The organism is Herbaspirillum lusitanum P6-12 (assembly GCF_000256565.1).
Classification (GTDB): domain Bacteria; phylum Pseudomonadota; class Gammaproteobacteria; order Burkholderiales; family Burkholderiaceae_D; genus Herbaspirillum; species Herbaspirillum lusitanum.
Genome location: NZ_AJHH01000173.1, coordinates 1 through 12,472, shown reverse-complemented (window position 1 = coordinate 12,472; position 12,472 = coordinate 1). Strand labels below are relative to the sequence as shown.

11 protein-coding genes and 2 pseudogenes are annotated in these 12,472 nt (G+C 60.8%); 9 read left to right on the top strand and 4 right to left on the bottom strand.

Annotation, left to right across the window (positions count from 1 at the left end):
* Positions 1 to 503 precede the first annotated feature (503 nt).
* The gene (locus HLUSI_RS0106055) at positions 504 to 1,127 is read left to right on the top strand and encodes an ANTAR domain-containing response regulator (RefSeq protein WP_016833117.1); all 624 of its coding nucleotides are present in this window, start codon (positions 504 to 506) and stop codon (positions 1,125 to 1,127) included.
* Between the two features lie 77 nt (positions 1,128 to 1,204).
* Here HLUSI_RS0106055 and HLUSI_RS33250 read toward each other — a convergent pair whose 3' ends face one another.
* Positions 1,205 to 1,528, bottom strand: coding sequence for a hypothetical protein (locus HLUSI_RS33250; RefSeq protein WP_162098056.1), 324 nt, complete (start codon positions 1,526 to 1,528; stop codon positions 1,205 to 1,207).
* A gap of 36 nt (positions 1,529 to 1,564) precedes the next feature.
* Between HLUSI_RS33250 and HLUSI_RS0106050 the strand changes: the two genes are divergently transcribed.
* The 8 genes and pseudogenes from HLUSI_RS0106050 (at position 1,565) to HLUSI_RS0106015 (ending at position 10,346) form a co-directional block, all read left to right on the top strand.
* Positions 1,565 to 2,737, top strand: a complete 1,173-nt coding sequence (locus HLUSI_RS0106050) for a CmpA/NrtA family ABC transporter substrate-binding protein (protein WP_040503210.1) — start codon at positions 1,565 to 1,567, stop codon at positions 2,735 to 2,737.
* A 58-nt stretch (positions 2,738 to 2,795) separates the two neighbouring features.
* A complete protein-coding gene (gene ntrB / locus HLUSI_RS0106045; protein ID WP_029363189.1) occupies positions 2,796 to 3,698 on the top strand; it encodes a nitrate ABC transporter permease in 903 nt (300 codons plus the stop codon).
* A 69-nt stretch (positions 3,699 to 3,767) separates the two neighbouring features.
* Positions 3,768 to 4,577 (top strand): ABC transporter ATP-binding protein, encoded by an 810-nt coding sequence (locus HLUSI_RS0106040; protein ID WP_016833114.1) that lies wholly within the window; start codon positions 3,768 to 3,770, stop codon positions 4,575 to 4,577.
* A gap of 33 nt (positions 4,578 to 4,610) precedes the next feature.
* Positions 4,611 to 5,306 carry a methyl-accepting chemotaxis protein gene (locus HLUSI_RS0106035; protein WP_016833113.1) on the top strand — a complete coding sequence of 232 codons (696 nt, stop codon included), beginning with the start codon at positions 4,611 to 4,613 and terminating at the stop codon, positions 5,304 to 5,306.
* A gap of 81 nt (positions 5,307 to 5,387) precedes the next feature.
* Positions 5,388 to 6,302, top strand: coding sequence for a LysR family transcriptional regulator (locus HLUSI_RS0106030; RefSeq protein ID WP_016833112.1), 915 nt, complete (start codon positions 5,388 to 5,390; stop codon positions 6,300 to 6,302).
* 123 nt (positions 6,303 to 6,425) lie between these two features.
* Positions 6,426 to 7,297: pseudogene (locus HLUSI_RS27225) on the top strand (NAD(P)-dependent oxidoreductase).
* A 26-nt stretch (positions 7,298 to 7,323) separates the two neighbouring features.
* Positions 7,324 to 8,780 (top strand): annotated as a pseudogene (locus tag HLUSI_RS27220) (aldehyde dehydrogenase family protein).
* Between the two features lie 240 nt (positions 8,781 to 9,020).
* Positions 9,021 to 10,346, top strand: a complete 1,326-nt coding sequence (locus HLUSI_RS0106015) for a DUF3100 domain-containing protein (protein ID WP_029363188.1) — start codon at positions 9,021 to 9,023, stop codon at positions 10,344 to 10,346.
* A gap of 85 nt (positions 10,347 to 10,431) precedes the next feature.
* On the opposite strand, the gene HLUSI_RS0106010 is transcribed toward HLUSI_RS0106015, so the two are convergent.
* The 3 genes from HLUSI_RS0106010 to HLUSI_RS33900 form a co-directional block, all read right to left on the bottom strand.
* On the bottom strand, positions 10,432 to 10,806 hold the full coding sequence (locus HLUSI_RS0106010; protein ID WP_016833109.1) for a DUF423 domain-containing protein: 375 nt from the start codon (positions 10,804 to 10,806) through the stop codon (positions 10,432 to 10,434).
* A 76-nt stretch (positions 10,807 to 10,882) separates the two neighbouring features.
* Positions 10,883 to 11,884 (bottom strand): ChuX/HutX family heme-like substrate-binding protein, encoded by a 1,002-nt coding sequence (locus HLUSI_RS0106005; RefSeq protein WP_016833108.1) that lies wholly within the window; start codon positions 11,882 to 11,884, stop codon positions 10,883 to 10,885.
* A gap of 277 nt (positions 11,885 to 12,161) precedes the next feature.
* Positions 12,162 to 12,472 (bottom strand): hypothetical protein (locus HLUSI_RS33900; RefSeq protein WP_238533927.1); only part of this gene is annotated, 311 nt, incomplete at its 5' end.

Below are 12,472 nucleotides of genomic sequence, written 5' to 3'. Positions count from 1 at the left end.
GGCAAAATAGGTAGCGAGTTGCACGGACTTGCCGACAACCGGCAGGCAACGAATGCGACGTGACATGGGTAATCTCCTCCAGACTGATGGGGTGCAAGAGCGAAGCAATGTTGATGCGATGGATGTTAACAATCGCCTTGCCTGCGGTAGATAGGCGTCTGCCTCAATTTCCTGTAGGAAAAGGCGAGTGGCGGAGTAGGGGATTCGGAATGGCGATACCGTTGCACCGTGTTTTCTGGTTTGATTTTTGCTTGTTGCTGACAAGCGCGCAGCGGCGTCCCATTTAAAATGCCTCACAAGATGAGGGAAAGTGTGCAGCATTTCCAAATGGGTTACTATTCGCCCGCTGCATCCGGAGGATATTCGGGCGGGCATGCAGCGTGGAGGTGTGGCAACATGAAACCGGCGTAGTCCAGGTCCGGTAAGGGATGCGCCACAACCATCCAGACCCGTAACGAGTTCAGAAGCGATTCACGATGTCCAGTCGAACATTGGAACCTCACATGCGCAATCTACGCATTGTCGTCGTCAACACCATCATCGACCACGCCGATGAGACCGACACCGACCTGCAGGAGCAGGCCGAGCGTAGCAAAGCCTTGCGCATCGGATTGCTGGAGGCGGGCTACAACATCGTCGCCTCGCTACCGGCCGACCTGTATCTGCCCGAGCGCATCGCCCAGCTCCAGCCCGACATGATCATCATCGATGCCGAATCGGATGCGCGCGACGTACTCGAGCATATCGTCATCGCCACGCGCGACGAACGCCGCCCCATCGTCATGTTTACCGAAGACGACAACACCAGCAGCATGGAAGCCGCCATGGAAGCCGGCGTCACCGCCTACATCGTGGCCGGGCTGCAAGCCGAGCGCATCAAGCCGGTGCTCGACGTGGCGCTGGCGCGCTTCCGCCGGGAACAGAAGCTGCTGACCGAATTGTCGGACACCAAACACAAGCTGGCCGAGCGCAAGGTGATCGAGCGCGCCAAAGGTCTGCTGATGTCCCGGCACAAGCTGTCGGAAGACGAGGCCTATCAGAAGTTGCGCAGCATGGCCATGAACAAGAACCTCAAGCTTTCCGAAATCGCCCAGCGCCTGCTGGACGTCGAAGATTTGCTCGGCTGACACTTTTCTTCGCTGTGGCGGCGTGCATGCACCGCCAAATTGGTGCGCAGCACAAAGCCGGTGCGCCGCCGGCATCGTCAATTTCTCCCTTTTTGCTTTCCATCCGGCCACGGCGGATTGCCGCCATGCCCATGAACGGCGCGGCTTTCACGTGCTTTTCCATGTGCTTGGCACGCTCTTTGCTGAATCGTCTGCATTAGCGCAAGGTTTGCGCAATGAACGATCCGGCCAATGGCGGTCGGATCCATCCAAGACAAAGGCGTCTTTCGACATGACTCAGTGCATGCCGGAGGGACGCCTTTTTTTTTGCCGCCGAACAAATGGGGAATGCGATGGAATTCAAAGAGCAAGCGAGCAAGGCCGTGGAAGCTGTGAACGAAGTGGATTTCAAGCGTCGTCAATTGATTCAGACTGCAGGACTTGCAACGGGAGCGAGCATGTTGGGACTAGCCACGGGAGGAGCCTGGGCGGCCGGTTCCGACAAACCGGAGAAGGAAGAAGTGAAGATCGGTTTCATTCCGCTGACCGACTGCGCTTCCGTCGTGATGGCCTCGGTGCTCGGCTTCGACAAGAAATACGGCATCAAGATCGTGCTCAGCAAGGAAGCCTCCTGGGCCGGCGTGCGCGACAAGCTGACCAACGGCGAGCTGGACGCGGCACACGTGCTATACGGCCTCATCTACGGCGTGCAGATGGGCATCGGCGGTCAGAAGAAAGACATGGCCGTGCTCATGAGCCTGAACAACAATGGCCAGGCCATCACGCTGTCGAAGAAGATTGCCGACAAGGGCGGCGTCGACGGCGCGTCGCTGGCCAAGCTGATGCAAACCGACAAGCGCGAATACACCTTTGCGCAGACCTTCCCGACCGGCACCCATGCCATGTGGCTGTACTACTGGCTGGCCGCCAACGGCATCAATCCGATGAAGGACGCCAAGGTGATTACCGTGCCGCCGCCGCAGATGGTGGCCAACATGCGGGTCGGCAACATGGACGGTTTCTGCGTCGGCGAGCCCTGGGGCCACCGCGCGATCGTCGACGGCGTCGGCATCACCGCCACCACCACGCAGGACATCTGGAAAGACCATCCGGAAAAAGTCCTCGGCACCACGCTCGACTTCGCCAGGAAATATCCGAATACCTGTCGCGCCATGATGGCGGCAATCCTCGAGGCCAGCAAATGGATCGACGCCTCGCTGGCCAACAAGAACAAGATGGCCGAAGTGATCGCCGACAAGTCCTACGTCAACACCAGCAAGGACGTCATCGATCAACGCATCATGGGCCGCTACCAGAACGGTCTCGGCAAGACCTGGGACGACCCCAACTACATGAAGTTCTACAACGACGGCGCGGTCAACTTCCCGTACCTGTCGGACGGCATGTGGTTCATGACGCAGCATCGCCGCTGGGGTCTGCTCAAGGAAGATCCCGACTACCAGGCCGTAGCCAAGTCGGTCAACCAGATCGATTTGTTCAAGGACGCCGCGACCATGACAAAGACCAGCATTCCGAAGGACGTGATGCGCACCTCGAAGCTGATGGACGGCACCGTATGGGACGGCAAGAATCCGAAAGCCTACGCCGCTTCGTTCAAGGTCAAGGCTTGACCAGACAAGCCGCCGGATCGCAGGACATTTTGCAGCAGCACCAAGTGAAGGAATCGATATGAGCGCAGTCATGGACACGATGATGAACGACAAGCCGGCACCAGCTACCGCAGAAGTGGCGATACCCGCTGCCGTTGCTGTTCCAAAGGTAAAAAAGACGAAGGCCGCGAGAAGAAACCTGCCGTTTGCGGGTTGGCTGATGAAGATATTGCCTCCCGTGACCGGCCTCGCTTTCCTGGTGCTGGTGTGGCAGATCGTCGCCGCCAAGACCGGCAATTTCCCGACGCCGCTGGTGACCTTGCAGGAGGCGATCAAACTGTTTTCCGATCCGTTTTATCGTACCGGTCCGAACGACCAGGGTATTGGCTGGAACGTGCTGGCATCGCTGCAGCGCGTGGCGATCGGTTTCGGCATGGCGGCGCTGGTGGGGATTCCGCTGGGCTTCATGATCGGTCGCGTGCGCTTTTTGTCGGGTATGTTCGGTCCCATCATCAGCTTGTTGAAACCGGTGTCGCCGCTGGCCTGGTTACCGATCGGCCTGCTCGTGTTCAAGTCGGCCAATCCGGCAGCGATCTGGTCGATCTTCATCTGCTCGATCTGGCCGATGATCATCAACACCGCCGTCGGCGTGCAGCGCGTGCCGCAGGATTACATGAACGTGGCGCGCGTGTTGAATCTGTCGGAATGGAAGATCCTGACCAAGATCCTGTTCCCATCGGTCCTGCCGTACATGCTGACCGGCGTCCGTCTGGCCATCGGCACCGCCTGGCTGGTGATCGTGGCGGCGGAAATGCTGACCGGCGGCGTCGGCATCGGCTTCTGGGTCTGGGATGAATGGAACAACCTGAACGTGCCGCACATCATCATCGCGATCGTGGTGATCGGCGTGGTCGGCCTGATTCTCGAGCAATTGCTGGTGGCGCTGGCCAAGGCCTTCACCTACGAAGAAGTCAGCAGCTGATTCCGTTTCGGTGCAACGTAATGCAATGACTCAATGACTTAACGCTTAACAAAGCAACAGGGGATTCTGATGGACATGCACAACAAGTTTATCGACATCAATGACGTCGAGATGGTGTTCCACACCAAGAAGGGCAGCTTCCACGCGCTGCGCGACATCAACCTGACCGTGCAAAAGGGCGAGTTCATTACGCTGATCGGTCACTCCGGCTGCGGCAAGTCGACGCTGCTGAACCTGATCGCCGGCCTGCTCAAGCCGAGCGACGGCTTGCTCCTGTGCGCCAACCGTGAAATCGCCGGTCCGTCGCCGGAGCGTTCGGTGGTGTTCCAGAACCATTCGTTGCTGCCGTGGCTGACCTGCTACGAAAACATTTTTCTTGGCGTCGAGCGCGTCTTCGGCGCCACTGAAAATCGCACCCAATTGCGCGACCGTACACGCGCCGCACTGGCGCTGGTGGGATTGACGGCGGCCGAGAGCAAGCGTCCCAATGAAATTTCCGGCGGCATGAAGCAGCGTGTCGGCATCGCCCGCGCGCTGGCGATGGAACCCAAGGTCTTGCTGATGGACGAACCGTTCGGCGCACTCGATGCGCTGACCCGCGCGCATTTGCAGGACGAGTTGCTGAAGATCGTCGCCAAGACCGAGTCGACCGTCGTCATGGTCACGCACGACGTCGACGAAGCGGTGCTGCTGTCGGATCGCATCGTCATGATGACCAACGGCCCGGCCGCCACCATCGGCGAGATCCTCGAGGTCAAGCTGGCGCGTCCGCGCGAGCGCGTGGCGCTGGCGCAGGATGCACGGTATTCCGAATACCGCACGACGGTGCTGGAATTCCTGTATCGCAAGCAGGCGCATCCGGCCAAAGAAGCGGCATAAGAATCTCTTCGGGACTCACATGAAAGGAATGCCATGACGGCGTCCGCACAAATCAGGCTGGTGCAGAACAACGAGACCGGAGAGGACGACAGCGGCATCAAGCCGTTGTCGGGTGAAGTGTTCGGCGCATTGATCAACCTGTCGGGACGCCGGCGATTTACCTCGCAGCGCCTGGTGCTGTATGCGGTGCTGGCGTCGCAAGGCCACGACGGTGCAGTGAAGACGGCGCGCGAGGCGCTGGCCTTGTTCCGCGGTGCGCACACGGCGCTGGTCAGGGGCTCCGATACGGTGCCAGGAATTTTTTGCGAAGAAGTGCGCGAAGCTTATTTCGGCAAGCTCGCCGGCGATGCGCAGATCGTCTACTTCATGAACCTGGCCGAACGCACGCTCAACGCCATCGAGGATCGCCTGCGCGATGCGCCGGCGCTGCTGGAAGAACTGGTGCGCATCACCACGCCGCTGTTGGGCGTGCTGAACCAGATCACCACCGTCTACGAAGAGCAATCGAAACGCCACGCCGTGCTGATGAAGAAGCAGTTGCGCGGCATCATGACCGACATCGAAACCATCGCCAAGCAAGCCAAGATGGTGTCCTTCAATGCACGTATCGTGGCTGCACGCGCGGGACAGGCGGGCAAGGAATTTTCGGTGGTTGCGGGCGTGCTGTCGAACATCACCACCGAGATCGACGACCTCGTCAGGGCGGCGCTCAGCGGCGCGGCGGCTTAGGTTTTTCGTCGTGGATTGAGCTCATTTCCCTGATTCTGTTCTAATTGAGGCAACTCAAAACAAAACAGGCAGGGAAGGGCGATGAAAAAACTCAGCGAGCAGCGGCTCGTCTATTTCTTTGAAGCGGTCCAGTGCGGCAGCGTACGCGCGGCAGCCGACAAGCTCGACATTGCGCCCTCGGCGGTGAGCCGCCAGATCGCGCTGCTCGAACAGGAAATCGCCATTCCCGTGATGGAGCGCCATCGCCGCGGCGTGGTGCCGACCGAAGCGGGTCAGTTGCTGATTGATTACTACCGTGAGCAAGGGGCTCACCAGGCCGACCTGTTGTCCAAACTGCAAGGCCTGCGCGGGCTCAAGCGCGGGCATGTCAGCATCGTCATCGGCGAAGGTTTCGTGAGCGATTTCATGAGCCGGCCGATGACGTATTTCTGCGAACGCCATCCGCAGATTTCAGTTTCCCTTGACCTCGCCGGCACCAACGACGTGCTGCGGATGGTGGCCGAGGACATCGCCGAAATCGGCCTGGTCTACAATCCTCCCGCCGATCCCAAGATCGTCTCGCGCTCGGTGCAGCGGCAGCCGATGATGGCGGTGGTCAGCGCCAACTCGCCGCTGCGCAACAGCAAGTCCTGCACCTTGCAGGAGCTCAGCGAATATCCGGTCGGACTGATGCACACGTCCTATGGCACGCGGCAATTGCTGGCGCTGGCCGAATACGCCGCCAAGATCAAGCTCAATCCGACGCTCACCACCAACTCCATCAATGTGCTCAAGCATTTCGTCAAATCCGAACTGGGCGTGACGCTGCTGCCGCGCTTTGCCGTCTCGACCGAACTGGCGGCGGGCGAATTGTTCGCGATCCCGCTGGAAGACGATGTGCTGGCGGTCGCCGAGGTGCACCTGGTCACGCGTGTCGGCCGCAAGCTGTCGGTGGCGGCCAATCGCTTCGTGTCGTACTCGAGTTCGCTGATGCAGGCGTTCCAGGTCACCAGCTGATCTTTTTCCTGTGTTCTCATAAATAGAACAATATTGGCTTTTCGATGTAATTGACGCTCATTCCCTCAGCTTGCACACTGGACCCGTCTGATTTGACGTACGACTTATCCAGTGAGGAGCGGCATGAAACATATCGGTGTGGCAGGGTTGGGCAACATGGGGCGCGGCATGGCGCTGTCGTTGCAGCGCGGCGGCTTTACGGTGTCCGGATATGATCCGGCGAGCGCAGCGGTGGAAAGCATCGCCCGTGAAGGCGTCAATACATTTGCGTCCGTGGCGGCGCTGGCGGCGGAGGTGGACGTGCTGATCCTGTCGCTGCCGACGTCGGACGTGGTCGAGGCGGTGGTGTTCGGCGCCGACGGCGTGCTTGCCAGCGCCAAGGCCGGCCTGCTGGTGGTCGACACCACCACGGCCGACCCCAACAGCACGCGCAAGGTCGCTGCCGCGCTGGCGGAAAAGGGCGTGCGTTTCATCGACGCGCCGGTCAGCGGCGGTCCCAAGGGCGCGATCACGGGCACCATGACCATGGTGCTGGGCGGCGCGGCGGAAGACGTCGCAGCCGTCACGCCGGTGCTCGAAGCGATGAGCGCCAAGCGCGTGCATGTCGGCCCGGTCGGCGCCGGCCACGTCACCAAATTGCTAAACAACCTGATGTGCGGCGCGCACCTGATCGCCGCCGCGAAGCGGCGCGCATCGCTGCCGCAGCCGGCCTCGACGCGCAACAAATCTTTGAAGGAATCAACGCGGGCTCGGGCCGCAGCGGCGTCACGCAAGTCAACTATCCCACCTGGATTTTCAACGACGCCTTCGACTCCGGATTCACGATGAAGCTCATGCGCAAGGACCTGCGCCTGGCCATGGGTTTGCTGAACGAGCTCGGCACCTCGGCGCCGCTGTCGGGCGAGGTCGGCCGCCTGTGGGCCGCGAGTGCGGACGCAGCGGGCACCGCCGACGGCGAGGATTTCAATCGCATCGTGCAGTTCATCGAAAAATAACTCACCTACATCATCAGGAGTCTTGAATGCAATCGAATGAAGCAGAACAATTGTTGGCGGCGTTCGCGCCGTTCTTCCCCGGCGCCGGATTTGTCGGTTCATATGTCGGCGGCAAGCTGGTAGAAGGCGACGGCGCGGCCGTGGTGCTGCAAAATCCCGCTACCGGCGCCGACAGCCTGAGCTATCGTGACGCCGGTGCGGCAGTGGTGCAACTGGCGGCGGCCGCATTGTCTTCGCCGTCGGCCAGAAAATCCGCGACAACACCGAAGCGCTGGCGCAGCTGGAGTCGCTCAGCGCCGGCAAGCCGATCCGCGATTGCCGCGGTGAAGTCGGCAAGGTCGCCGAGATGTTCGAGTACTACGCGGGTTGGACCGACAAGTTTTACGGCGACGTGATTCCGGTGCCGAGTTCGCATCTGAACTACACGCGCCGCGAGCCGGTCGGCGCGGTACTGCAGATCACGCCATGGAATGCGCCGATCTTCACCTGCGGCTGGCAGGTCGCGCCGGCGATTGCGATGGGAAACGCGGTGTTGCTCAAGCCGTCCGAGCTGACGCCGTTTACCTCGCTGGCGGTGGCGGCGCTGGCCGAACAGGCCGGCGTGCCGAAGGGGCTGATCAACGTGCTGGCGGGGCAAGGCCACACGGTCGGCCAAGCGGCCATCGATCATCGCGTCGTCAAGAAAGTGGTGTTCGTCGGCTCGCCGCAAACCGGCAAGAAGATCGCCGAAGCCGCTGCACGCCGCTTGCTGCCGTGCGTGCTGGAGCTGGGCGGCAAATCGGCCAACATCGTATTCGCGGACGCCGACCTCAAGCGCGCCTGCCTCGGCGCCCAAGCGGCGATCTTTTCATCAGCGGGGCAAAGCTGTGTGGCCGGATCGCGCCTGCTGGTGCAGCGTTCCGTCTATGAGGAGTTCGTCGCCATGCTGGCCAACGGTGCAAGCAAGATCAAGGTCGGACAACCGCTCGATGCACAGACCGAAGTCGGGCCGATTTCCAACCGCAAGCAATACGAACACGTGCGCGGCATGATCGCTGAAGGCGTGCGCAACGGCGCGCGGCTGGCGACGGTGGCGCAGGATTTTTCAACGCCGGGATTCTTTGTGCGGCCGACCGTGCTGGCTGACGTCAGCAACGACATGGCCGTGGCGCAGCAGGAAATCTTCGGGCCGGTGGTGGCGGCAATTCCGTTCGATACCGAAGAAGACGCGGTGCGCATCGCCAACGACAGCGACTTCGGCCTGGCCGGCGCGGTCTGGACCAACGACGTGGCGCGCGCGCATCGCGTGGCGGCCAGCATCAACGCCGGCACCTTCTGGATCAACGGCTACAAGACCATCAACGTGACCTCGCCGTTCGGCGGTTACGGCCAGAGCGGCTATGGCCGTTCCAGCGGCGTTGAAGCCCTGTACGAATACACGCAGACCAAGAGCGTGTGGGTCGAGACGGCGAAGGAGCCGGCTGCCGCCTTCGGCTACGTATGACATGAACCGGCGAGGCGCACCGGATGGCGGTTTTGTTCCCGTCCGATGAGAACGTTTTCATTTTCATTGCAGCGCGGAGCAGGGCAAGGCATGATTGACGCCGGACAACGAAGGCATCAGGAAACACGTCTAGAACACGTCATCCATCGTTGCAAAAAGAACAGCTGTACCAGGGAGGGCCGCGCACAATGCGGCTTTAAATAGTCCTCGCACACAGGACTCAAGATCCGGAGGGAAAATATGCAAGCATCCGCAACAACTACACCCGTCATCCAGCCAGGGCTGCAGACATGGAAACTCTATGTCTACGCGGTGCTGATCCTCGTCGTGGCCGAACTGATCGGGTCGGTGGCATTCAAGATGGGACCGGGCAAAGTCGTGCTCCTGCCGATGGTCTGGGCGCTCATCATGGGCGCCGTGATCGGCAGTCTGCAATCGAAAATGGGACCGCTGGCGCTGACCCAGCCGCTGCAGTTCCGCGCTGCGGCGATCCTGCAGCCGGCGCTGCTGCTGTTCGTCGCCAAGCTGGGCCTGATGGTCGGCAGTTCGCTGCCGAAGATCATCGGCGCAGGCTGGGCGCTGGTGTTCCAGGAGTTCGGCCACTTTGTCGGCACCATCTTGATCGGCTTGCCGCTGGCGCTGCTGCTGGGCATCAAGCGTGAAGCCATCGGTGCGACGTTCTCGGTCGGTCGTGAACCGAGCCTGGCGATCATCGGCGAACGCTACGGCATGAATTCGCCGGAAGGACGCGGCGTGCTGGCCGAGTACATCACCGGCACGCTGTTCGGTGCGGTCTTCATCGCGATCTTCGCCGGCTTCATCACCAGCCTCAACATCTTCCATCCGGTCGCACTGGCGATGGGCGCGGGCGTTGGTTCGGGCAGCATGATGGCGGCCGCAGCGGGCGCCATCGCGGCGCAGCAGACGCCGGAGATGGCCAAGGACGTGGCGACTTTCGCCGCGGCCAGCAACCTGATCACGACCACCATCGGCACCTACTTCACGCTGTTCATTTCGCTGCCGCTGGCGGTGTGGGGCTATCGCGTGCTGGAACCGATCATCGGCCGCACCACCTCGTCCTCGAGCACGACCGCCGACGACAAGCTGCATGAGCAGACCCATACCGAAGTGGCCGACCTGAACCTGGCCGGCCGCATCGGCGCCTGGGTGTTTGCCGGCGTGCTGACCATCATCGCCAACTGGATCGCCTACAAGGTCGCGCCGTTGGAATCGGTGGGCTGTATCGTGATCATGATCGGCGCGGTACTGGTCGGCGACCTGCTGTGCAACCTGACCGGCAGGAAGATCCCGGCGGTCTGCTGGGTGACGCTGGTGGCGATGTTCCTGACCTCGCCGGCCTGCCCATGGGCCGACGCCATCGTGGCCATTACCGGCAAGATCAACTTCCTTGCCGTGATCACGCCGATGCTGACCTTCGCGGGTCTGTCGATCGCCAAGGATATTCCGGCGTTCCGCAAGCTCGGCTGGCGCATCGTGCTGGTGTCGTTCGCCGCCAATGCGGGCACCTTCATCGGCGCCACGCTGATCGCGGAGTTCTTCCACTGATCTGCATGCAAGTTGTTCGTAAAAATGAAAAGGCCGGTAATACGAATTACCGGCCTTTTTTGTCTTTGCACGTTTGCAGCGAGGATTATTGCGCCTTGTAAGCCGCCCACGCAACCAGCAGCCAGCCGGCCAGGAAAGCCAGGCCGCCGATCGGCGTGATCGCGCCGAGGAAGCGCACCCCGCTCAATGCCAGCACATACAGGCTGCCGCTGAAGATCACGATGCCGATGAACATGGCACTGCCGGCCCAGCCGAGGATGGCGGGACCGAACTTGGGCATCAGCAGCGCCACGGCGAACATGCCCAACGCATGCACCATCTGGTAGATCACGGCGGTTTGCCAGATCGCCAGCATGTCGGCGTCGAGGATCTGCTTGAGGCCGTGTGCGCCGAATGCGCCGGCGCCAACCGCGATGAACATGTTGAGACCCGCCAGGATGACGAGAAGACGTTCGCTCATGTGTGATTTTCCAAAATAGTAGATGCGTATTTTAATTCTTCTGCCGCAGCGTCATGGATGACGCTGCGCGGCTGCTTCAGACCCCGAAAATCGGCATCAGCCGCATGATGGCTTCGCGCCATTCGCGCGGCTCGGGCTGACCGTTGGACTTCTTGCTCAGGAAGCTGGCGATGTGCGTGCCCTGGCGGTTGAACAATTCCAGCGAAGTGATGATGCCGTCGGTAGTCGGTTTCTTGGCGACCCAGATCGAGTCGATATGGTCTTCGCGCAGCTGCATGCGGAAACCCGCGTTCATGATCTTCAGGCGTGAATCCTTGACGCGGATGTTCTTGATCTTGCCGTAGTAGGCCTGGACGATGCCGGCGTTGCCGACCTGCGCCATGATGGACGTGCCGAATTCGGTCATGCGCTGCAGGATCACGCGGGCAGAATCGTTGGCGACCTGATAGGCGAACGCCTTGCCGGCCAGCCGCAGCTTGCGCAGCCGTTGCTGGTCGAAGGCTTCCTGACGCTGGACGAAATCGTCGTGGTTGTGGGTGTGCGCCCAGTCGGCGCGCAAGGCGTCGACGTCGATCCGGTCCAGGCTGTCGTCGTTGCCTTCCGTATCGCTCTCGCGCGGATGGATCAGGTGCGGCGCGAGCTGTTCTGCTGCGGCATGGTCTCTGACCAGTTGCCGGAACGAGGCGATGTCGCCGTTTTCGCCCAGCACGATCTTGTGCATCATGTTGCCGTAGCGGTCGAAGAATTGCAGGCTGTGTTGTTTGCCGCCATTGCAGGCGTCGTGCTCTTCGAGCGCGTAGCCGTGTTCCCATTGCGGGTAGAAAATGCGCAGGTGCATGGCTTCGGCCGGGGCCAGTTCGATTTCATTGTTGACGTAGAGCGCGCCGCTGACGTTGTCTTTCTCAAGCAGGGCAGAGGGATTGCGCGTCACTTCAGTGAGGTTGCCGAGTGCGGCGAGACGCTGCATCAGAGGGGCGAAGTCGCCGTTCAGGCGCGTCGCGCGCGGCTGCAGCGCAATGCGTTGTACATCGGTCAGGTTGGGCAGTTGCTGATCGTCGAGGGGGCGCGGACGCATCATGATTTTTCCTTCTGGTGTTCTTCACGGCTTCATTTCCGGCGGCCGGTGCGAATGGTTGGCAGCTTCGCTGATGTGCTTTGCATGTTCCGGATTCCTGATTCCGACCCATGTGGGGGCGGGTTGCCAATATCCAAGAGATCAGGAGATATCGAGGCCGCCGATGGAGTCTCATCGGAAGAAAAAATCAAATGCACTCTGCGTGCTGGATCTCGAAATCCTTCAAATGAGAATAATTCTCATCAATTGTCATGCATGCCTCTCCAAATAGCAAGTCCGGTTAAACACTTTTACAGAAAGTTGATGGCGTCCAGCTGTCAGGAAAGTGTTGAGAAGTGTGTCCATGTGTAAGTCCTGTGGCGACCGATGCTGCGCTGCGATAACCTGCATCTGTCTCCTCCGATTCCTCCCCCTGAATTGGATTCAGCCCCCGGTCTGCGAAGCCCGGGGGCTTTTTTTCGCCGTGCTCCACCGCCTTCCGGCGCGCCTCGGCAACGGCGTATTCCGCTCCCACCCTGCTGCTGTGCGCCATCGAAGTTCGCCCGTTTATCCCGATTTCAGGTTGACAGCGATTTTTTGCAGACCTAATAT

Excerpts from the sequence above, each read along its gene's own strand:
- HLUSI_RS0106005 (WP_016833108.1), bottom strand. The coding sequence starts at position 11,884 with ATGATGCGTCCGCGCCCCCTCGACGATCAGCAACTGCCCAACCTGACC.
- HLUSI_RS0106015 (WP_029363188.1), top strand. The coding sequence starts at position 9,021 with ATGCAAGCATCCGCAACAACTACACCCGTCATCCAGCCAGGGCTGCAG.
- ntrB (WP_029363189.1), top strand. The coding sequence starts at position 2,796 with ATGAGCGCAGTCATGGACACGATGATGAACGACAAGCCGGCACCAGCT.
- HLUSI_RS0106035 (WP_016833113.1), top strand. The coding sequence starts at position 4,611 with ATGACGGCGTCCGCACAAATCAGGCTGGTGCAGAACAACGAGACCGGA.
- HLUSI_RS0106050 (WP_040503210.1), top strand. The coding sequence starts at position 1,565 with ATGTTGGGACTAGCCACGGGAGGAGCCTGGGCGGCCGGTTCCGACAAA.
- HLUSI_RS0106010 (WP_016833109.1), bottom strand. The coding sequence starts at position 10,806 with ATGAGCGAACGTCTTCTCGTCATCCTGGCGGGTCTCAACATGTTCATC.
- HLUSI_RS0106030 (WP_016833112.1), top strand. The coding sequence starts at position 5,388 with ATGAAAAAACTCAGCGAGCAGCGGCTCGTCTATTTCTTTGAAGCGGTC.
- HLUSI_RS0106040 (WP_016833114.1), top strand. The coding sequence starts at position 3,768 with ATGGACATGCACAACAAGTTTATCGACATCAATGACGTCGAGATGGTG.
- HLUSI_RS0106055 (WP_016833117.1), top strand. The coding sequence starts at position 504 with ATGCGCAATCTACGCATTGTCGTCGTCAACACCATCATCGACCACGCC.